Below are 20,086 nucleotides of genomic sequence, written 5' to 3'. Positions count from 1 at the left end.
ACATGTCAAAAGTCGCTCTCATTACTGGCGTAACCGGGCAGGATGGTTCTTACCTGGCAGAACTCCTGCTGGAAAAAGGGTACGAAGTACACGGTATTAAGCGTCGCGCTTCATCATTCAACACCGAACGTGTGGACCACATCTACCAGGATCCGCATTCAGGCAATCCCAAATTTCATCTGCACTATGGCGATTTGACGGACTCCTCCAATCTGACCCGTATTTTACAGGAAGTCCAACCGGATGAAGTCTATAACCTGGGTGCCATGAGCCACGTTGCGGTGTCGTTTGATTCACCGGAATACACCGCAGACGTTGATGCGATCGGCACCTTGCGCTTGCTGGAGGCGATCCGCTTCCTTGGTCTGGAAAAAAAGACCCGTTTTTATCAGGCGTCCACCTCTGAGCTGTACGGTCTGGTTCAGGAAATCCCGCAGAAAGAGAGCACGCCGTTCTATCCGCGTTCACCGTATGCCGTTGCTAAGCTGTATGCCTACTGGATAACCGTCAACTACCGTGAGTCTTACGGGATGTATGCCTGTAACGGCATTCTGTTTAACCACGAGTCTCCGCGCCGCGGCGAAACCTTTGTCACTCGCAAAATTACCCGGGCGATCGCCAACATCGCTCAGGGGCTGGAGTCTTGCCTGTACCTGGGCAACATGGATTCACTGCGCGATTGGGGGCATGCCAAAGATTACGTCAGGATGCAGTGGATGATGCTGCAGCAGGATAAGCCGGAAGATTTCGTGATTGCCACCGGCGTGCAGTATTCCGTGCGCCAGTTTGTAGAAATGGCGGCAGCTCAGCTGGGGATTAAATTGCGCTTTGAAGGTGAGGGCGTGAATGAAAAAGGCATCGTGATTTCCGTGACCGGACATGATGCGCCGGGCGTGAAGCCAGGCGATGTCATGATTGCCGTTGACCCGCGCTACTTCCGTCCGGCTGAGGTGGAAACGCTGCTGGGCGATCCGGCCAAAGCACATGAAAAACTGGGCTGGAAACCGGAAATCACGCTGCGCCAGATGATCTCGGAAATGGTTGCTAACGATCTTGATGCGGCGAAGAAACATTCCCTGCTTAAGTCGCACGGTTACGAGGTTGCCATCGCGCTGGAGTACTGAGGATGAAGACACAACGTATTTTTGTGGCGGGCCATCGCGGGATGGTGGGGTCCGCCATCGTCAGACAATTGTCGCAGCGAAATAATGTGGAGCTGGTGCTGCGTACCCGCGACCAGCTTAATCTGCTGGACGCCAGTGCGGTGCAGGCGTTTTTTGCCGCTGAACGTATTGACCAGGTTTATCTGGCGGCGGCAAAAGTAGGGGGGATTGTGGCAAACAATACTTATCCTGCTGATTTTATTTATGAAAACATGATGATTGAGAGCAACATTATTCATGCTGCACATCTGCATAACGTGAATAAACTGTTGTTTCTCGGGTCATCCTGTATTTATCCCAAGCAAGCTACCCAGCCAATCGCCGAGAGTGAACTGTTGCAGGGGACACTTGAACCGACCAATGAGCCGTATGCGATTGCCAAAATTGCCGGTATCAAGCTGTGTGAATCGTATAACCGACAGTATGGCCGTGATTATCGCTCGGTGATGCCGACCAATCTGTATGGGCCGCATGACAACTTTCATCCGAGTAATTCGCATGTGATCCCGGCGCTGCTGCGCCGCTTTCATGAAGCTCGCGGGCAAAATGCGCCGGATGTGGTGGTATGGGGCAGCGGGACGCCAATGCGTGAATTTCTGCATGTCGACGATATGGCGGCGGCCAGTATCCACGTGATGGAGTTGGCTCAGGAAGTGTTGCAGGAATATACCCAGCCGATGCTGTCGCATATCAACGTGGGTACCGGCGTGGACTGCACCATCCGTGAACTGGCGCAGACTATTGCGGAGGTCGTGGGTTACAAGGGGCGCGTGGTGTTTGACGCCAGCAAACCGGACGGCACGCCGCGCAAATTGCTTGACGTTACGCGTCTGCATCAGTTGGGCTGGTATCACGAGATATCTCTGCAAGCGGGACTTGCCAGTACATATCAGTGGTTTCTTGAAAACCAGCAGCGTTACCGGGGGTAAGCATGTTTTTACGTCATGAGGATTTTGCCACCGTTGTACGTTCAACTCCGCTGATTTCCATCGATTTGATCGTGGAAAACGCCCACGGTGAATTTCTGCTTGGCAAGCGCCTCAATCGTCCTGCGCAGGGGTACTGGTTTGTGCCCGGCGGTCGGGTGCAAAAAGATGAACCGTTGCACGCGGCCTTTGAGCGGCTTACTGAAGCTGAGCTGGGGTTACGTTTACCGCTGTCCGCTGCGCAGTTTTACGGTGTCTGGCAGCACTTCTATGACGACAACTTTTCCGGGGAAGATTTCTCAACGCATTACATCGTGCTGGGATTTCGTCTGCGGGTGTCGGAAAACGACCTGCAACTGCCTGACGTTCAACATGACGCGTACCGCTGGCTGGCAATTGAAGAGATTCTGGCCAGTGACCACGTGCACGACAACAGCCGGGCTTACTTCTGTGAGAAGAGTCAGGCCGGAGCACCCGGGCTATGAAGATCCTTGTGTATGGCATCAACTATTCGCCGGAGTTGACCGGTATCGGTAAATACACCGGTGAAATGGTGGAATGGATGGCGCAACAGGGGCATGACGTACGGGTGATCACTGCGCCGCCTTATTATCCGCAGTGGAAAGTCAACGGTCGCTATTCATCCTGGCGCTACCATCGTGAAGAGGGCGATGCCATCGTCTGGCGTTGCCCGCTGTATGTGCCTGAGCAGCCCTCCACGCTCAAGCGTCTACTGCATTTAGGCAGTTTCGCCCTGAGCAGTTTCTTCCCGCTGCTGGCGCAGCGCCGCTGGAAGCCGGATCGCATCATTGGGGTAGTACCGACGCTGTTTTGTACGCCGGGAATGCGCCTGCTGGCGAAGCTGTCCGGGGCGCGCACGCTACTGCATATTCAGGATTACGAAGTTGATGCCATGTTGGGACTTGGCATGGCGGGCAAAGGCAAGCGCGGCATGGTGGCAAAACTGGCCAGCGCCTTTGAGCGCAGTGGGCTGTTGAATATGGATCATATTTCGACCATTTCTCGCTCAATGATGAATAAAGCACAGGAAAAGGGCGTTGATGCACAGAAGGTTATTTTCTTTCCGAACTGGTCAGAAGTAGCGCGTTTTCGCGATGTGGACGCCGCCGATGCTCTGGCGTTGCGCCAGCAACTGGGCTTGCCTGATGGAAAAAAAATCATTCTCTACTCTGGCAATATTGGTGAAAAGCAAGGGCTGGAGAGTGTGATCGACGCAGCGGCCTTGTTGAGCGAGCGGCCCTGGCTGTTTGTGATTGTCGGGCAGGGCGGGGGTAAAGCGCGGCTGGAGAATATGGCCAGCGAACGCGGCCTGAACAATGTGATGTTCTTTCCGCTGCAATCTTATGACGCGCTGCCTGCACTGCTCAAAATGGCGGACTGTCATCTGGTGGTACAAAAGCGCGGTGCGGCGGATGCCGTACTGCCTTCCAAACTGACCAATATCCTCGCCGTTGGTGGTAACGCGGTGATTACCGCCGAGCCGGAAACCGAGCTGGGGCAGCTCTGTAACATTGTTCCAGGCATCGCAGTATGCGTGGAGCCGGAATCGGTAAATGCGCTGGTTTGCGGTATCCAACAGGCGTTGAGGATGCCAAAAGTCAATACGGTGGCACGTGACTATGCTGAACGCACGCTGGATAAAGATAACGTGCTTAGCCAATTTATTGCTGATATTCGGGGTTAATGATGAGTCAAAGCAAACTCTTTCCGGTAGTGATGGCCGGTGGCTCGGGTAGCCGTTTATGGCCTCTGTCCCGCGTATTGTATCCAAAGCAGTTCCTGTGCCTGAAAGGTGATCTCACTATGCTGCAGACAACGATCTGTCGTCTGAACGGCGTGGAGTGTGAAAGCCCGGTGGTTATCTGTAATGAACAACACCGTTTCATCGTCGCGGAACAGCTACGGCAACTGCACAAGCTGACTGAGAACATTATTCTCGAACCCGCCGGACGTAACACGGCACCGGCGATAGCGCTGGCCGCACTGGCGGCAAAACGTCAAAGCCCGGAGGAAGATCCGCTGCTGCTGGTATTGGCGGCCGATCACATGATTGCCGACGAAGAGGCATTTCGCGAGGCGGTTCGCAATGCTATGCCCTATGCCAGTGCGGGTAAGCTGGTGACGTTTGGTATCGTGCCGGACCAGCCGGAAACGGGCTATGGCTATATCCGACGTGGCGTGGTTTCGCCAACGAATACCGACGCCGTGGCGTTCGAAGTGGCGCAGTTTGTTGAAAAACCCAATCTGGAAACCGCGCAGGCTTATGTGGCGAACGGCGATTACTACTGGAACAGCGGCATGTTCTTGTTCCGCGCCGGACGTTACCTGGAAGAACTGGAAAAGTACCGCCCCGACATTCTTGAGGCTTGTGTGAATGCCATGAGTACGGTCGACCCCGATCTCGATTTTATCCGCGTTGATGAACAGGCGTTTCTCGCCTGTCCGGAAGAGTCTGTGGACTATGCGGTAATGGAACGTACGGCGGATGCGGTGGTAATGCCCATGAACGCAGGCTGGAGCGACGTTGGCTCCTGGTCATCGCTGTGGGAAATCAGCGCCCATACTGCTGAAGGCAATGTGCATCATGGCGACGTCATTAGCCACAAAACGGAGAACAGCTACGTGTATGCCGAATCTGGCCTGGTGACGACCGTCGGGGTGAAGGATCTGGTGGTGGTGCAGACCAAAGATGCGGTGCTGATCGCCGATCGCAACGCGGTGCAGGACGTCAAAAAAGTGGTGGAGCAAATTAAAGCTGACGGACGACATGAACACCATATTCACCGTGAAGTTTACCGTCCGTGGGGCAAGTATGACTCCATTGATGCCGGAGACCGTTACCAGGTGAAGCGAATTACCGTTAAACCCGGTGAAGGATTGTCCGTGCAGATGCATCATCACCGGGCTGAACACTGGGTAGTGGTGGCCGGTACCGCGAAAGTGACGATCAATGATGACATCAAACTGCTCGCTGAAAACGAGTCTGTCTATATTCCGCTTGGGGCGACCCATTGTCTGGAGAATCCCGGGAAAATCCCGCTCGATCTGATTGAAGTGCGCTCCGGATCTTACCTCGATGAGGATGATGTGGTGCGGTTTGCGGACAGATACGGGCGTACCTGATGCCGGATGTGCTTCGCTTATCCAGCCTACAACACCGTAGGCCCGGTAAGCGAAGCGCGCCGGGAAATGCATTTAACACTCATTAAAAGGCTCATTAAGAGTCAGGGCCTCCTGTTGCCTGAAGAAGGGTAAATCATGACGAAATTAACCTGTTTCAAAGCCTACGATATTCGCGGCAGGCTGGGCGAAGAGCTGAATGAAGATATCGCGTGGCGTATTGGCCGCGCTTACGGCGAGTTCCTGAAGCCAAAAACGATTGTCCTCGGTGGTGATGTGCGCCTGACCAGCAAGACGCTAAAGCTGGCGTTGGCGAAAGGACTTCAGGATGCGGGGGTGGATGTGCTGGATATTGGCATGTCGGGTACCGAAGAGATTTATTTCGCCACCTTCCACCTGGGTATTGACGGCGGTATTGAAGTGACCGCCAGCCATAATCCGATGGATTACAACGGCATGAAGCTGGTGCGGGAAGGGGCACGGCCCATCAGCGGTGATACCGGTCTGCGCGACGTACAGCGCCTGGCGGAAGCCAACGACTTCCCGGCGGTTGATGAGACAAAACGTGGCCGCTACCAGCGTATTACTACCCGTGATGCCTACATTGACCACCTGCTGGGTTACATCAATCCCGCCAATCTGAAACCGATGAAGCTGGTGCTCAATTCCGGTAACGGCGCGGCAGGCCCTGTAGTGGACGCCATTGAAGCCCGTTTTAAAACATTGGGCGTGCCGGTCGAGTTCATCAAAATCCACAACACGCCGGATGGCAACTTCCCCAACGGTATTCCCAATCCTCTGCTGCCGGAATGTCGGGCTGACACGCGCAATGCGGTGATTGAACATGGCGCCGATATGGGGATTGCCTTCGACGGTGATTTTGACCGCTGCTTCCTGTTCGATGAAAAAGGTCAGTTCATTGAGGGCTACTACATTGTCGGCCTGCTGGCGGAGGCGTTTCTGGAGAAGAATCCGGGGGCGAAGATTATCCACGACCCGCGCCTGTCCTGGAACACAGTGGACGTGGTGACGGCGGCAGGCGGTAAACCGGTGATGTCAAAAACCGGACACGCGTTTATCAAAGAGCGGATGCGCCACGAAGATGCCATTTACGGCGGTGAAATGAGTGCGCATCACTATTTCCGTGACTTTGCCTACTGTGACAGCGGCATGATCCCGTGGCTGCTGGTGGCTGAACTGCTTTGTCTGAAAGGACAGTCGCTGGGCGAACTGGTCCGCGACCGGATGGTGGCCTACCCGGCAAGTGGTGAAATAAACAGCACGCTGGCAGAGCCGGCGGCAGCGATTGCGCGCGTGGAGCAGCATTTTTCCCGTGAGGCGCTGACGGTAGACAGAACGGACGGTATCAGCATGTCGTTTGTCGACTGGCGCTTCAATTTACGCTCTTCCAATACCGAACCGGTGGTGCGCCTGAACGTGGAATCGCGCGGAGATATTCCGTTGATGGAAGCGCGAACGCGCACTCTTCTGGCGTTACTGAATCAGTAATGCTGGTGCTTCCTTTGCCCGATTCTGGGCAAAGGGTGACTAACAGGAACCACGATGACACATCTAAAGAAGCGCGAGCGCGCCAAAACCAATGCGTCGTTAATTTCGATGGTGCAACGCTTTTCAGATATCACCATCATGTTTGGCGGGTTGTGGGTAATCTGCGAATTTAATGGTTTGCCTTTCCTGTACATGCACCTGCTGGTGGCGCTGATCACGCTGGTCGTTTTTCAGATGCTCGGTGGCATAACGGATTTTTATCGCTCCTGGCGTGGTGTCAAAATGACCACTGAGCTGGTGCTGTTGCTGCAAAACTGGACGCTGAGCCTGATTTTTTGCGCAGGTCTGATCGCCTTTAATAACGATTTTGATAACCGCCTCGCCGTCTGGCTGGCATGGTATCTGCTGTCCAGCGTCGGCCTGGTGTTGAGCCGGTCGTTTATTCGCTACGGCGCGGGATGGCTGCGTAATCGCGGTTACAACACTCGCCGGGTGGCAGTGGCAGGGGACCTGCCAGCTGGACAAATGCTACTGGACAGTTTTCGCCATGAACCGTGGCTGGGGTTTGAAGTAGCAGGTATCTATCACGACCCTATCCCTGGAAAAAACTCCCGCGACTGGGCCGGTAATCTGCAACAACTGGTGGATGACGCCAAAGCCTCACGCATTCATAACGTTTATATCGCCATGTCGATGAGCGATGGTGCCAGCGTCAAAAAATTAGTGCGCGAGCTGGCCGATACCACCTGTTCAGTGATCCTTATTCCTGATGTCTTTACCTTCAACATTCTGCATTCACGGATTGAAGAGATGAACGGCATTCCGGTGGTGCCGCTGTATGACACGCCACTCTCGGGAATTAATCGTCTGTTGAAGCGCGCGGAAGATATCGTGCTGGCTTCACTGATCCTGCTACTTATTTCCCCGGTGCTGTGTGGCATAGCACTACTGGTAAAACTGACCTCCAAAGGACCGGTGATTTTCCGCCAGACTCGCTATGGCATGGATGGGAAGCCGATCAAAGTCTGGAAGTTTCGCTCAATGAAAGTGATGGAAAACGATGCGGTGGTGACGCAGGCCACGCAAAACGATCCGCGCGTTACTCCTGTGGGGAATTTCCTGCGTCGGACGTCGCTTGATGAACTGCCGCAGTTTATTAACGTGCTCACCGGGGGGATGTCTATCGTCGGACCACGTCCGCATGCGGTGGCGCATAACGAACAGTACCGCCAACTGATTGAGGGATACATGTTACGCCATAAGGTGAAACCGGGTATTACCGGCTGGGCGCAAATCAACGGCTGGCGCGGTGAAACCGATACGCTGGAAAAAATGGAGAAACGTGTGGAGTTTGACCTCGAATACATTCGCGAGTGGAGCGTGTGGTTCGATATCAAAATTGTTTTTCTGACGATATTCAAAGGCTTTGTTAACAAAGCGGCGTATTAACATGAGCTTACGAGAAAAAACGCTTAATGGCGCAAAGTGGTCGGCGATTGCCACGGTGATCATTATTGGGCTCGGACTTATTCAGATGACCGTCCTGGCGCGAATTATTGATAACCACCAGTTCGGGTTGTTAACCGTGTCGCTGGTGATCATAGCGCTGGCCGATACACTGTCGGATTTCGGTATCGCCAACTCAATTATTCAACGCAAAGAGATTGGTTATCTGGAGCTGACAACGCTGTACTGGCTCAACGTTGGGCTGGGTATCGTGGTATGCGTGGCGATGTTTCTGCTGAGCGAGACGATTGCCCATGTGCTCAATAACCCAGAACTGGCACCGCTCATCAAAACCTTATCACTGGCGTTTGTGGTGATACCGCACGGGCAGCAGTTTCGCGCGCTGATGCAAAAAGAGCTGGCCTTCAACAAAATTGGCATGATTGAAACCAGTTCGGTGCTGGCTGGATTTACCTTTACCGTGGTCAGCGCCCATTTCTGGCCGCTCGCGCTGACGGCCATTCTTGGGTATCTGGTGAATAGTACGCTACGTACGCTGCTGTTCGGCTATTTTGGCCGCCGGATTTACCGACCCGGGCTGCATTTTTCGCTGGCATCCGTTTCGTCGAACCTGCGTTTTGGCGCATGGCTGACGGCAGACAGCATCATCAATTACATCAATACCAACCTTTCCACGCTGGTTTTAGCTCGCACGTTGGGAGCTGGCGTGGCGGGCGGATTCAATCTCGCCTGGAACGTGGCGGTTGTCCCGCCGATCAAACTGAACCCGATTATCACCCGCGTGCTGTTTCCGGCGTTTGCCAAAATCCAGGACGACAGCGAAAAACTACGGGTGAATTTTTACAAGCTGCTGTCAGTGGTTGGGATTATCAACTTCCCAGCGCTACTGGGACTGATGGTGGTGTCGAATAACGTGGTGCCGCTGGTATTCGGCGATAAGTGGAACGGCATTATTCCAGTCCTGCAATTGTTGTGCATTGTGGGTTTGCTGCGATCCGTGGGGAATCCAATAGGATCGCTCTTGATGGCGAAAGCCCGGGTCGATATCAGCTTCAAATTCAATGTTTTCAAAACCTTTCTGTTTATTCCTGCCATTTTCATTGGCGGTCATCTGGCAGGGGCGATTGGCGTGACGCTGGGCTTTCTGTTGGTCCAGGTGATTAACACGATCCTCAGCTACTTCGTGATGATCAAACCTGTTCTTGGCTCCAGCTACCGTCAGTACATGCTCAGCCTGTGGCTGCCGTTGTATCTCTCCTTACCAACCCTTGTGGTGAGCTATGTGTTGGGCTTAACCCTGCGTAACCTGATGCCATTAAGCGCGCTGCTGGGGATCCAGATAGCGGCAGGAGCACTGGTGTTTGCGCTAATGATTGTGCTGTCGCGCCATCCGCTGGTGGTGGAAATAAAACGCCAACTCTGTCGCAGTGAAAAAATGAAAACCTTGCTCCGTGCGGGATAAGAACAACGTTTTAAGAGGTCATAATGAAATTACTAATTTTAGGCAACCATACCTGCGGGAACCGAGGGGATAGCGCGATCCTGCGCGGTTTGCTGGATGCCATTAACGCGTTGCGTCCCGAGACCGAAGTGGATGTGATGAGCCGTTACCCGGTGAGCTCTTCGTGGTTGTTAAACCGCCCGGTGATGGGCGACCCGCTGTATTTGCAGATGAAGCAACATAACAACGCAGCGGGTGTTATGGGGCGCGTGAAGAAAGTGCTGCGTCGTCGCTATCAGCATCAGGTACTGCTCTCGCGTGTTACCGATTCCGGTAATCTGCGCAATATCGCTATCGCCCAGGGCTTTACCGATTTTGTCCGTCTGCTGTCGCGCTATGACGCCATCATCCAGGTCGGCGGATCGTTCTTTGTCGATCTGTATGGCGTACCGCAGTTTGAACATGCCCTGTGTTCGTTTATTGCGAAAAAACCGCTGTACATGATTGGTCACAGCGTGGGGCCATTCCAGGATGAGCAGTTTAATCAACTGGCGAACTACGTGTTTGGCCACTGTAATGCGCTGATTTTACGTGAATCCGTCAGTCTGGATCTGATGAAGCGCAGCGCAATTATCACGGATAAAGTCGAAACAGGCGTAGATACGGCCTGGCTGGTCGACAATCATCATGAGGATTTTGAGCCCGGTTATGCGGTACAGCACTGGTTAGACATGGCGGCTAAACAGAAGACCGTTGCCATTACATTGCGTGAGTTGGCGCCTTTTGATAAGCGTCTGGGGACAACGCAGCAGGCCTATGAGCAAGCCTTTTCCGGGGTGGTGAACCGCATCCTTGATGAAGGTTATCAGGTGATTGCACTGTCAACCTGCACCGGTATTGATAGTTACAACAAAGATGATCGCATGGTGGCGTTAAACCTGCGCCAGTATGTTAACGATCTTACCCGATACCACGTGGTGATGGATGAACTTAACGATCTGGAGATGGGGAAGATTCTGGGCGCCTGCGATCTGACGGTGGGGACTCGCTTGCATTCTGCCATCATCTCGATGAATTTTATGACGCCTGCCATCGCCATTAACTACGAGCACAAATCGGCCGGGATCATGCAACAACTGGGGTTACCGGAGATGGCTGTTGATATTCGTCATCTTCTCGATGGCGGTCTCGAAGGGAAGGTTGCCGATACTCTCGGACAGTTACCTGAGCTGCGCATACGTCTCGGCGACGCGGTTATGCGCGAACGCGAACGTGGGGTACGCATGGTGCAGTCGGTTTTAACGCGTATTGAGGGGGAAAAATGAAGATTGGTTTTTTTCTGCTTAAATTTCCGCTCTCCTCCGAGACATTTGTACTCAATCAGATAACCGCATTTATCGATATGGGCTACGACGTGGAGATTGTCGCTTTGCAGAAGGGCGATCTTGAAAATACTCATGCCTCCTTTAATACCTACCGTCTGGGTGAAAAAACGCGCTGGTTGCTGAATGAACCGGAAAGCAAACTGGCGAAACTGAAATATAGGGCAGCGGCGGCTCTGCACGGTATTACCCGCGCAGCGACCTGGAAAGCGCTTAATGTTGCACGCTATGGTGAGGAGGCGCGCAATCTGATTTTGGCAGCTATTTGCGGCGGGAATCCGCGAGCGTTTGAGGCGGATGTTTTTATTGCTCATTTTGGGCCCGCAGGCGTAACGGCCGCCAAGCTGCGTGAGCTTGGGATGATCCGCGGAAAAATCGCCACGGTATTTCATGGGATTGATGTTTCGCACCGGGGCGTTTTGGCCCGCTATACCCCTGAGTATCAGCAGCTGTTTCAACGCGGTGATTTAATGTTGCCCATCAGCAATCTCTGGGCCGGACGGTTAAAAAACATGGGATGTCCGCCGCAAAAAATTGCCGTCTCGCGTATGGGAATCGATATGACACGCTTTACGCCACGCCAGTTGAAATCGCCAACTGCACCGCTGGAAATAATCTCTGTTGCCCGGTTAACCGAGAAAAAAGGACTGCACCTCGCCATCGAAGCTTGTCGTCAGTTAAAAGAGCAGGGCGTTTCATTTCGTTATCGAATTCTGGGTATAGGCCCTTGGGAGCGTCGTTTACGTACGCTGATCGAGCAATATCAACTCGATGGCGTTATTGAGATGCCCGGCTTTAAGCCCAGTCATCAGGTAAAGGAGATGCTTGAACAGGCGGATGTATTTTTGCTGCCTTCGATCACCGGAAGAGACGGCGATATGGAAGGGATCCCGGTGGCACTGATGGAGGCGATGGCGGTGGGTATTCCGGTGATTTCCACCGTTCACAGCGGGATCCCGGAGCTGGTCGAGTCGGGTAAATCAGGCTGGCTGGCACCGGAAAACGACGCGCAGGCACTGGCAGAGCGTTTAGCGGCATTTAGCCTGCTCGACAGTGAGCAGGTACAGTCGATTGTGCAGTGTGCGCGCGAAAAAATTGAAAATGAATTTAATCAGTTAGCTATCAATAAACAGTTAGCCAGTCTGCTGCAAACGATGTAAATCGAGGTTGTATGTCAGAGAACAAACTCTCACGCCGTACTTTTCTGACGGCGGGCTCTGCGCTTGTCATGCTGCATTCTCCCGTTGTTCGCGCGCTTGAATCATCGGGCAGCGTCAACATTCAGGATTACAACCCACAGGATTGGGTGGCCTCTTTCAGGCAGGCGTTCAAAGAAGGGCAAATGGTCGTCGTACCAAAAGGCCTGGAATGTAAGGATCTCAATACTGCTATTGTTATTCCGCCAGGCAAAACGCTCTTCATACAAGGGCGAATAAGTGGCAATGGCCGTGGGCGCTTTATTTTACAGGATGGATGCAACGTTGTGGGCGAGCAAGGCGGGAGCCTGAAGAACGTTACCCTGGATGTACGTGGTTCGGACTGTGTAATAAAAGGGATTGCCATGAGCGGTTTCGGTCCGGTGACGCAAATTTATATCGGCGGTAAAACTTCAAGGTTGATGCGTAATCTGATTATTGATGATATTACTGTCACACGCGCTAACTATGGGATTTTACGTCAGGGTTTTCATAACCGAATGGATGGCGTAAAGATTACAAACTGCCGATTTAGCGATCTCCAGGGAGATGCCATTGAGTGGAATGTGGCTATCAACGACAGCAACATCCTCATTTCTGACCATGTCATTGAACGTATTAACTGTACCAATGGCAATGTGAACTGGGGCATCGGTATCGGGCTGGCGGGCAGTACCTATGACAATAGCTATCCCGATGAACTGGCGGTAAAAAACTTCGTGGTGGCGAACATCACCGGTACCGACTGTCGGCAGTTAGTTCATGTGGAGAACGGCAAGCATTTTATCATTCGTAATATTACCGCGCGAAATATCACACCGGATTTCAGTAAGAAAGCAGGCATTGATAATGCGACGGTTGCTATTTATGGATGTGATAACTTCGTGATTGATAATATCAATATGGAGAACAGCGCAGGTATGCTCATTGGTTATGGCGTCATCAAAGGTCGATATTTATCCATTCCACAAAACTTTAAGCTAAATAATATCCATCTCGATAACACCAAACGTGAATACAAATTACGCGGAATTCAGATCTCCTCTGGTAATGCAACGTCATTCGTGGCCATCACCAACGTGGAGATGAAGCATGCCACGCTTGAGTTGCACAACCAACCGCAGCACCTTTTTTTACGTAACATCAGGGTGATGCAGCAATCGGCTACGGGTCCCGCACTTAAGATGCACTTCGATCTGCGCCAGGACGTACGCGGTAAGTTTATGGCCAGGCAGGACACATTACTCTCACTGGCCAACGTACATGCAGTAAACGAAGCTGGGCAAAGTTCAGTTGACATCGACCGTATAAACCATCAGGTAGTGAATGTAGAAGCGGTGAATTTTCGACTACCGGGGCAGGGGGGGTAACTTTGCGACCATTCCTGGCTCAAGTCGCACATACTTGAGCTTAAGATTACTGCATTCTACAGATAAGCGGCGTAACATACGCGGCAACTGTACAATGTAATTCATACTGGCTAAAACAAGCTAAAAAGCTATAATTCAGCAACTAATGAATAGGTGAATGACTTAATGATTAATTTGAAAGCAGTTATTCCGGTAGCGGGTCTGGGGATGCACATGTTGCCAGCCACTAAGGCAATCCCTAAAGAGATGCTGCCGATCGTAGACAAGCCGATGATTCAATACATTGTCGACGAAATTGTAGCTGCAGGTATCAAAGAAATCGTTCTGGTAACTCATGCGTCTAAGAACGCGGTTGAGAACCACTTCGACACCTCTTACGAACTCGAATCGTTGCTTGAGCAGCGTGTTAAGCGCCAGTTATTAGCCGAGGTGCAGTCTATCTGTCCTCCGGGCGTGACTATCATGAACGTCCGTCAGGCTCAGTTACTGGGTCTGGGTCACTCCATTCTTTGTGCTCGTCCTATCATTGGTGATAACCCGTTTGTCGTGGTATTACCTGACGTTATTCTGGATACCGCAAGTGCGGATCCGCTGCGCTATAACCTCGCTGCTATGGTTGCTCGTTTTAATGAAACCGGGCGCAGTCAGGTGCTGGCTAAGCGTATGGAGGGCGATCTGTCTGAATACTCTGTTATTCAAACCAAAGAGGCTTTGGACAACGAAGGTAAAGTCAGCCGTATCGTTGAGTTCATCGAAAAACCGGATCAGCCGCAGACGCTGGATTCCGATCTGATGGCTGTAGGCCGCTACGTACTTTCTGCTGATATCTGGGCAGAACTGGAAAAAACTGAACCAGGTGCCTGGGGACGTATTCAACTGACTGATGCCATTGCCGAGTTGGCTAAAAAACAGTCTGTTGATGCCATGCTGATGACGGGTGACAGCTACGACTGCGGTAAAAAAATGGGCTATATGCAGGCATTTGTAAAGTATGGACTGCGTAGCCTGAAGGAAGGTCCGAAGTTCCGTAAGAGCATTGAGAAGCTTCTTAGCGAGTAGCGATTTACAGGTCTTTGTGACGGTAAGCCAGAAAAAATAGCGGCAGCTAACACCCCTGAGTCAATGCTTTATGCTGTGGGGTGTTACTGTCGCATTTTTATGAAAAATGACCAATAACAACAAGTTAACCTACCAGGTTTAATCATGGCTTTGTCAGATTTTTTCTTGTTTCTGGTGGCATTTGGTAAGACAATTAGCGTTTGAATTTAACAGAGTTTTGCGATAGCTGGCGGGGCTGGTTACATCTTTGGAATTTAGGTAGTGCTCTGGTAGCTGCAAGGCCAGGGGCGGTAGCATACCTAAAAATGTGCAGGCTTCTGCAGGTTTTCAAAAAATAGAGTTATGAGTCTAATAAAGAATAGTTTTTATAATTTGGCAGGTTTTGCAATTCCAACATTAATTGCTGTACCTGCCTTAGGTTATCTTGCTAGAGTTATAGGCGTCGAAGCTTTTGGTATATTCACATTGGCATTTGCAATTGTGGGTTATGCTAGTATTTTTGATGCAGGGCTCAGTCGTGCTGTCATTCGAGAAATTTCTATTTATCGTGATGACTTGCAAGAACAGTATAAAATTATCGCCACATCAGGTATAGTAGTATTGTTTATGGGCTGTACGGCCGCAATTCTTTTATTACTGAGTGTACCGCATCTTAATTCGTTTTTAAAAGTGTCAGTAGATATGAGAGATGAAGTTCGTCAGTCTTTCATATTACTGGCATTTATTATTCCAATTTATCTATTAAATCAGATATGGTTAGCATGGTTGGAAGGCCATGAGAAATTTATTAACATTAATATACAGCGTTCAATTAGTAATTCAGCAATTGCTGGGCTCCCTGCTTTATGCTGTATTTTCCAGCCTACATTAAAATCCGCGATCATTGGTTTAATATTCGGTAGGTTAATTTCATTTATAATTACATGTTTTATTTGTAGAAAAATAATAATTTCCAGTGGTATAAATTTTAGCAGGAAAACATTTATACGGCTTATAAAATTTGGAGGATGGCTAACGATTAGTAATATAATCAGCCCTATGATGGTCTATTTTGATCGGTTTGTAGTGTCAAATTTATTAGGCGCGGGTAAAGTCGCTTTTTATACTGCCCCCTCAGAGGGCATCGGTCGACTATTAAATATTCCAGCTGCTTTAGCAAGAGCCTTATTTCCTAAGCTTAGTTATGCGCAATCAGCTGAGGAAAGAATAAAGCTTGAAAAGCAAAGTATTCTATTGATGTCTATTATTTGTGTTCCCGTGGTCATCATATGCTTGTTCTTTTCAAAGCAGCTAATGTCCTTATGGATGGGAGAGGAGTTTGGCATTCATTCAGCGCACATCTTACAGGTCCTAATTGTAGGGTTTTATTTTAACGCCTTAGCTCAGATCCCATATTCACTAATACAGGCCGCAGGAAAAGCTAAGTTTACAGCATTTATTCATCTTTCTGAGATAATCCCGTATCTTATCATTCTGTATGTTTTAACTTTACATTATGGATTATTAGGTACAGCTATCGCTTGGACAGGCCGAGTAGCTTTAGATGCGCTGTTGCTAAAGATTGTATCAAATAAATTACGAATTTATAAAAGATAAATTAATATGGACTACAAAATATTTGCAATCATTGTCACCTATAATCCGGATAATTCAGTACTTGATGAGTTTGTCAGAAAAATAACACATCAGGTATCTAAGGTGATTATTGTTGATAATAGTGAGCCTTCACAAGTTAATAGCTACAAGGATGTGGATATTGTTCGACTGAATGACAATGTCGGTATCGCTGAGGCGCAAAATATAGGGTTGCAGAAAGCGATGGATGAAAATTGTGATTTTATTTTTACCTTTGATCAAGACTCGCAGATTTCAGATTCATACTGCAAAAAAATGATTGCTGAGTATAATAAATTTAAAGATCAGTATCCTATTGCTTGCATAGGTCCAACAATTAATCAGCAATCAACAGATCATCAACCAAAAAATTTGGGACTAGCTGAGAAAGATTTTATTATTTCTTCTGGCGCTCTTTTTCCTCTACATGCCTTTCAAACCGTGGGGATGTTTAAAGCCGATTGGTTCATCGATATGATTGATGTTGAGTGGAGCCATCGTGCACGAAAGAAAGGATATCTTTCTTTTGAAACTCCACGTGTAATAATGAACCATAATATTGGTGAAAACGAGTATCCAAAACTCTTTATTTGGGAGGTTAGAATAGGCTCGCCTGTACGACAATATTATCTTGTACGAAATTGGATTTTCTCATTAAAATCAAAGAGTTTTGACATGAGGAGCAAACTTATAATTATTTTTCTTTTGCTAAAAAAAATACCTCTTTTTGCGATTATGACACCCAAAAGGAAACGAATTAAATTTATTTTGCAAGGTATTTGGGATGGAGTTATAGGCAAAGGAGGAAAATACTCATATTAAAATGAGTGTTTAAATAACTATGAATCAGGATATCCATGTTGATGTTATTCTTGCGGCTCATAATGGTGCCAAATTTATTCAGCAGCAAATTTTTTCTATTTTGGAACAATCGCATACGGCGCTAAATTTAATTGTTACAGATGACGGGTCTTCTGATGGTACAGTTGACCTTATTCATAATATTTCGAAGCAAGATCCTAGGGTTAGTTGTCATGTTTGTAATAATGCCGCAGGAGTTGTGAAAAACTTCAATAATGGAATCCAATTCAGTACAGCGGATTATATTCTTTTTTGCGATCAAGACGATGTGTGGGAAAAAGATAAAATAGAACTGATGCTTAATGAGATTCGTAAACAAGAGATAATCAACGGAGAAAAAGTCCCTTGTTTAGGCTTTTCAAACCTTAGAATAGTTGATGAAAATCTTAACTTAATAAATGATGATTTTTACAATTATTCAAAACTTGATCCGAATAATAATTTGGCATTAAATTATTTAACTTGGCGATCGTCGGTTTATGGCTGTACCGTTATTATGAATTCAATACTTCTCAAAATGGCCGGAATGGTGCCTGAGCATATTGCAATGCATGATCACTGGTATGCTTTTCAGGCTGCGAGGAGTGGGAAAATATTTTATCTGGCTCGGCCTCTTGTTAATTATCGCCAACACTCAGCAAACGTTGTAGGTGCCCAACAACGTAGTACCTTCGCTAGAGCTAAAAGAGTGAAAAAGACCTTATCAGGAATTAAGCGCTCAGTCGTATCGGCGCGAATAATGCTTAATCTGTTAGAAAATAATGAATGTAAAAGGAAATTAACTTTTTTACAAAAGATACGTTTCTTGCATAAATATGTTAAACCCTATTATACTGAGAGGTTTGCCTACAGTGCAATTTTCTCAATACTTTGGTTGATTTATGAATAAGCTAATTGTTCTTTCCGGTGTTAATATGGTTGAAGGCGGTATTTTGACCGTATTCAGGACGATGATCACTACATTTAGCAAAGTCTCTGGGGTGAGGTTAATTTGCTTGGTTCACGATGTCAATCTATTTGAACAATTTAAGTCACAAGAAAATATTGAATTTTATGAGTATAAAAATATTAAAACAGGCTGGCTTAAAAGACTCAAGTTTGAATATATAACTAGCTTTACATTGAGTAAAGAACTAAATCCAGATGCTTGGATATGTCTGCACGATATGTCTGCACGGGTAGCTACGGCCAACCAATTTGTGTATTGCCATAACCCATCTCCATTTTATCAGGCAAGTCATCTCGATCTTAAGTATGATCGAACTTTTTTCTTGTTTACCAAACTTTACAAATATTTGTATCGCGTTAATATCAAATCTAATAAGCTAGTCATTGTGCAACAGCAATGGATTGCAAAGTATTTTAAGGAAAACTATAGTATTAATAATTTGTTGGTTGCCCGCCCTGAGGCAGAAAATATAAGAAACCGTGAAACCGCTCAATGCAACTCAGTGTCTACTGGAGTAAAAAGATTGCTGTACCCAGCATTTCCAAGAACTTTTAAAAATTTCAATATACTTCTTGATGCGATGGCAATCTTAAAAAAACAACAAATACATATCTATAATAAATTAAACATAATATTGACCTTTAATAAAGGAATGACGAAATTTGGAGATTTTATTATTTTTGAGTGTGAAAGGCGTGGGTTGCAAAATATACATTTCATTGGTCTGAAAAGTAAAGAAAAATTAGATGATATATATCGCAATGAAACCGATGCTCTAATTTTCCCTTCTAAGCTTGAAACATGGGGACTTCCTCTTTCTGAAGCAAAAGAGTTTAAATTACCAATTCTTTCTGCCGATCTACCCTATGCTCATGAGACAATAGGAAATTATGAAAGAGTGAACTTTTTCAAACCTGATGATGCTGTTTTGTTGGCCGAAAAATTAGCTGCCTTTTCCCAAGGTGAAGATATTTTCGGGCCGACTACATTTACTGATGATCCTGCATATTTGGTTAGTCACAGTTGGGCTGAGTTAGCGAAACAGATTATTGATTCTTTGGAAATGAAATAATGAGCTCTACTTTAAAAATTGGTATTGCGGTAGTGACTTATAATGGTGGGGAAATTTGGGAGAAAGCGGCGCAAGCTATTCATCTAAATTGTCAACCCGGTATTGATGTCGTGGTTGTGGACTCACAAAGTAAGGACAACACCCAAGCAGTTGCCCAACAGTATGGATTTATTGTCCATGAGATCCAGCAGCATGATTTTAATCATGGTGGTACTCGTAATCTAGCTATGGATATTTTTCATGATAAGGATTATGTTATTTTTCTGACTCAGGATGCTATTCTTGAAACTAGAAATAGTGTGGCTACATTAATCAATTTTATGGTCGAAAATGATCTATGCGCTGCATATGGTAAGCAACTTCCTCATATTGATGCTAATCCAATAGCTGCCCATGCACGTGAATTTAATTATGGATGCGAGTCGTTGATAAATCAGCTAGATTGTATCCCTATTCGTGGCATCAAAACTGCTTTCATGTCTAATTCATTTTCCGCTTATAAAGTAGATGATTTTCAGCGTATTGGTGGTTTCCCAACGGACACTATCCTTTGTGAAGATATGTTTTTTGCGGCGAAAGCTATTCAACATAATCTAAAAACAGGCTATTGCTCTGAGGCTGCAGTCCGTCATTCACATAATTACTCAATTATCGAAGAATATAAGCGTTATTTCGATATTGGTGTTTTCCATCAAGATGAACCGTGGATTCAGAAAAAGTTTAATGGAGTATCGTCAGAAGGTAATAGATTTATTAAATCAGAGGTGATTTATCTAATGAAACATAATCCATTGTTAATTATTAAAGCATTTATGAATAATGTGGCAAAATTAATTGGATACAAAATTGGATTAAGATATAAAAATCTCCCGCTTAGTGTCATAAAAAAAATGAGTATGCACAGGAATTACTGGAAGAATTCTTATAATAGGTGAG

The 20,086-nt window shown here is 47.8% G+C and carries 17 protein-coding genes; all 17 read left to right on the top strand.

Features of this window, described 5'->3' with window-relative positions; genetic code table 11:
• Nucleotides 1-2 precede the first annotated feature (2 nt).
• Nucleotides 3-1,124, top strand: coding sequence for a GDP-mannose 4,6-dehydratase (gene gmd / locus WC1_RS09475; protein ID WP_016150605.1), 1,122 nt, complete (start codon nt 3-5; stop codon nt 1,122-1,124).
• A gap of 2 nt (nt 1,125-1,126) precedes the next feature.
• Complete coding sequence (locus WC1_RS09480; protein ID WP_003841801.1) at nt 1,127-2,092, top strand: GDP-L-fucose synthase; 966 nt, start codon at nt 1,127-1,129, stop codon at nt 2,090-2,092.
• 2 nt (nt 2,093-2,094) lie between these two features.
• Nucleotides 2,095-2,574, top strand: a complete 480-nt coding sequence (locus WC1_RS09485) for a GDP-mannose mannosyl hydrolase (RefSeq protein ID WP_016150604.1) — start codon at nt 2,095-2,097, stop codon at nt 2,572-2,574.
• Nucleotides 2,571-3,794 carry a colanic acid biosynthesis fucosyltransferase WcaI gene (gene wcaI, locus WC1_RS09490; protein WP_016150603.1) on the top strand — a complete coding sequence of 408 codons (1,224 nt, stop codon included), beginning with the start codon at nt 2,571-2,573 and terminating at the stop codon, nt 3,792-3,794. The genes WC1_RS09485 and wcaI overlap by 4 nt, the downstream gene beginning before the upstream one ends.
• Before the next feature lie 2 nt (nt 3,795-3,796).
• The gene (gene cpsB, locus WC1_RS09495) at nt 3,797-5,233 is read left to right on the top strand and encodes a mannose-1-phosphate guanyltransferase (protein WP_032948011.1); all 1,437 of its coding nucleotides are present in this window, start codon (nt 3,797-3,799) and stop codon (nt 5,231-5,233) included.
• A 135-nt stretch (nt 5,234-5,368) separates the two neighbouring features.
• A complete protein-coding gene (gene cpsG, locus WC1_RS09500; RefSeq protein ID WP_016150601.1) occupies nt 5,369-6,739 on the top strand; it encodes a colanic acid biosynthesis phosphomannomutase CpsG in 1,371 nt (456 codons plus the stop codon).
• Between the two features lie 54 nt (nt 6,740-6,793).
• The gene (gene wcaJ / locus WC1_RS09505; protein WP_016150600.1) at nt 6,794-8,188 is read left to right on the top strand and encodes an undecaprenyl-phosphate glucose phosphotransferase; all 1,395 of its coding nucleotides are present in this window, start codon (nt 6,794-6,796) and stop codon (nt 8,186-8,188) included.
• 1 nt (nt 8,189) lies between these two features.
• On the top strand, nt 8,190-9,668 hold the full coding sequence (gene wzxC / locus WC1_RS09510) for a colanic acid undecaprenyl disphosphate flippase WzxC (RefSeq protein WP_003841812.1): 1,479 nt from the start codon (nt 8,190-8,192) through the stop codon (nt 9,666-9,668).
• Nucleotides 9,669-9,691: 23 nt separating this feature from the next.
• Nucleotides 9,692-10,972 (top strand): colanic acid biosynthesis pyruvyl transferase WcaK, encoded by a 1,281-nt coding sequence (gene wcaK / locus WC1_RS09515; protein ID WP_016150599.1) that lies wholly within the window; start codon nt 9,692-9,694, stop codon nt 10,970-10,972.
• Nucleotides 10,969-12,189, top strand: coding sequence for a colanic acid biosynthesis glycosyltransferase WcaL (wcaL, locus tag WC1_RS09520; protein WP_003841815.1), 1,221 nt, complete (start codon nt 10,969-10,971; stop codon nt 12,187-12,189). The genes wcaK and wcaL overlap by 4 nt, the downstream gene beginning before the upstream one ends.
• 11 nt (nt 12,190-12,200) lie before the next feature.
• Nucleotides 12,201-13,595: a colanic acid biosynthesis protein WcaM gene (gene wcaM, locus WC1_RS09525; RefSeq protein WP_016150598.1), complete on the top strand. Its 1,395-nt coding sequence runs from the start codon at nt 12,201-12,203 to the stop codon at nt 13,593-13,595.
• Nucleotides 13,596-13,760: 165 nt separating this feature from the next.
• The gene (gene galF, locus WC1_RS09530; protein WP_016150597.1) at nt 13,761-14,654 is read left to right on the top strand and encodes a GalU regulator GalF; all 894 of its coding nucleotides are present in this window, start codon (nt 13,761-13,763) and stop codon (nt 14,652-14,654) included.
• A 342-nt stretch (nt 14,655-14,996) separates the two neighbouring features.
• Nucleotides 14,997-16,250 (top strand): flippase, encoded by a 1,254-nt coding sequence (locus WC1_RS09535; protein WP_003844308.1) that lies wholly within the window; start codon nt 14,997-14,999, stop codon nt 16,248-16,250.
• Between the two features lie 6 nt (nt 16,251-16,256).
• The gene (locus WC1_RS09540; protein ID WP_016150596.1) at nt 16,257-17,090 is read left to right on the top strand and encodes a glycosyltransferase family 2 protein; all 834 of its coding nucleotides are present in this window, start codon (nt 16,257-16,259) and stop codon (nt 17,088-17,090) included.
• Nucleotides 17,091-17,109: 19 nt separating this feature from the next.
• Nucleotides 17,110-18,018, top strand: coding sequence for a glycosyltransferase family 2 protein (locus WC1_RS09545; protein ID WP_003844304.1), 909 nt, complete (start codon nt 17,110-17,112; stop codon nt 18,016-18,018).
• Entirely contained in the window at nt 18,011-19,150 is a 1,140-nt protein-coding gene (locus WC1_RS09550) for a glycosyltransferase (RefSeq protein ID WP_016150595.1), read from the top strand. The genes WC1_RS09545 and WC1_RS09550 overlap by 8 nt, the downstream gene beginning before the upstream one ends.
• Entirely contained in the window at nt 19,150-20,085 is a 936-nt protein-coding gene (locus WC1_RS09555) for a glycosyltransferase family 2 protein (RefSeq protein WP_016150594.1), read from the top strand. The genes WC1_RS09550 and WC1_RS09555 overlap by 1 nt, the downstream gene beginning before the upstream one ends.
• Nucleotide 20,086 lies beyond the last annotated feature (1 nt).

The sequence above is a fragment of the Citrobacter sp. KTE30 genome (assembly GCF_000398825.1).
Lineage (GTDB): Bacteria > Pseudomonadota > Gammaproteobacteria > Enterobacterales > Enterobacteriaceae > Citrobacter > Citrobacter freundii.
This window is presented reverse-complemented; position numbering and strand designations above follow the sequence as displayed.

What these genes read in the sequence shown, in the direction of transcription:
- gmd (WP_016150605.1), top strand. Translation starts at nt 3, where the DNA reads ATGTCAAAAGTCGCTCTCATTACTGGCGTAACCGGGCAGGATGGTTCT.
- WC1_RS09480 (WP_003841801.1), top strand. Translation starts at nt 1,127, where the DNA reads ATGAAGACACAACGTATTTTTGTGGCGGGCCATCGCGGGATGGTGGGG.
- WC1_RS09485 (WP_016150604.1), top strand. Translation starts at nt 2,095, where the DNA reads ATGTTTTTACGTCATGAGGATTTTGCCACCGTTGTACGTTCAACTCCG.
- wcaI (WP_016150603.1), top strand. Translation starts at nt 2,571, where the DNA reads ATGAAGATCCTTGTGTATGGCATCAACTATTCGCCGGAGTTGACCGGT.
- cpsB (WP_032948011.1), top strand. Translation starts at nt 3,797, where the DNA reads ATGAGTCAAAGCAAACTCTTTCCGGTAGTGATGGCCGGTGGCTCGGGT.
- cpsG (WP_016150601.1), top strand. Translation starts at nt 5,369, where the DNA reads ATGACGAAATTAACCTGTTTCAAAGCCTACGATATTCGCGGCAGGCTG.
- wcaJ (WP_016150600.1), top strand. Translation starts at nt 6,794, where the DNA reads ATGACACATCTAAAGAAGCGCGAGCGCGCCAAAACCAATGCGTCGTTA.
- wzxC (WP_003841812.1), top strand. Translation starts at nt 8,190, where the DNA reads ATGAGCTTACGAGAAAAAACGCTTAATGGCGCAAAGTGGTCGGCGATT.
- wcaK (WP_016150599.1), top strand. Translation starts at nt 9,692, where the DNA reads ATGAAATTACTAATTTTAGGCAACCATACCTGCGGGAACCGAGGGGAT.
- wcaL (WP_003841815.1), top strand. Translation starts at nt 10,969, where the DNA reads ATGAAGATTGGTTTTTTTCTGCTTAAATTTCCGCTCTCCTCCGAGACA.
- wcaM (WP_016150598.1), top strand. Translation starts at nt 12,201, where the DNA reads ATGTCAGAGAACAAACTCTCACGCCGTACTTTTCTGACGGCGGGCTCT.
- galF (WP_016150597.1), top strand. Translation starts at nt 13,761, where the DNA reads ATGATTAATTTGAAAGCAGTTATTCCGGTAGCGGGTCTGGGGATGCAC.
- WC1_RS09535 (WP_003844308.1), top strand. Translation starts at nt 14,997, where the DNA reads ATGAGTCTAATAAAGAATAGTTTTTATAATTTGGCAGGTTTTGCAATT.
- WC1_RS09540 (WP_016150596.1), top strand. Translation starts at nt 16,257, where the DNA reads ATGGACTACAAAATATTTGCAATCATTGTCACCTATAATCCGGATAAT.
- WC1_RS09545 (WP_003844304.1), top strand. Translation starts at nt 17,110, where the DNA reads ATGAATCAGGATATCCATGTTGATGTTATTCTTGCGGCTCATAATGGT.
- WC1_RS09550 (WP_016150595.1), top strand. Translation starts at nt 18,011, where the DNA reads ATGAATAAGCTAATTGTTCTTTCCGGTGTTAATATGGTTGAAGGCGGT.
- WC1_RS09555 (WP_016150594.1), top strand. Translation starts at nt 19,150, where the DNA reads ATGAGCTCTACTTTAAAAATTGGTATTGCGGTAGTGACTTATAATGGT.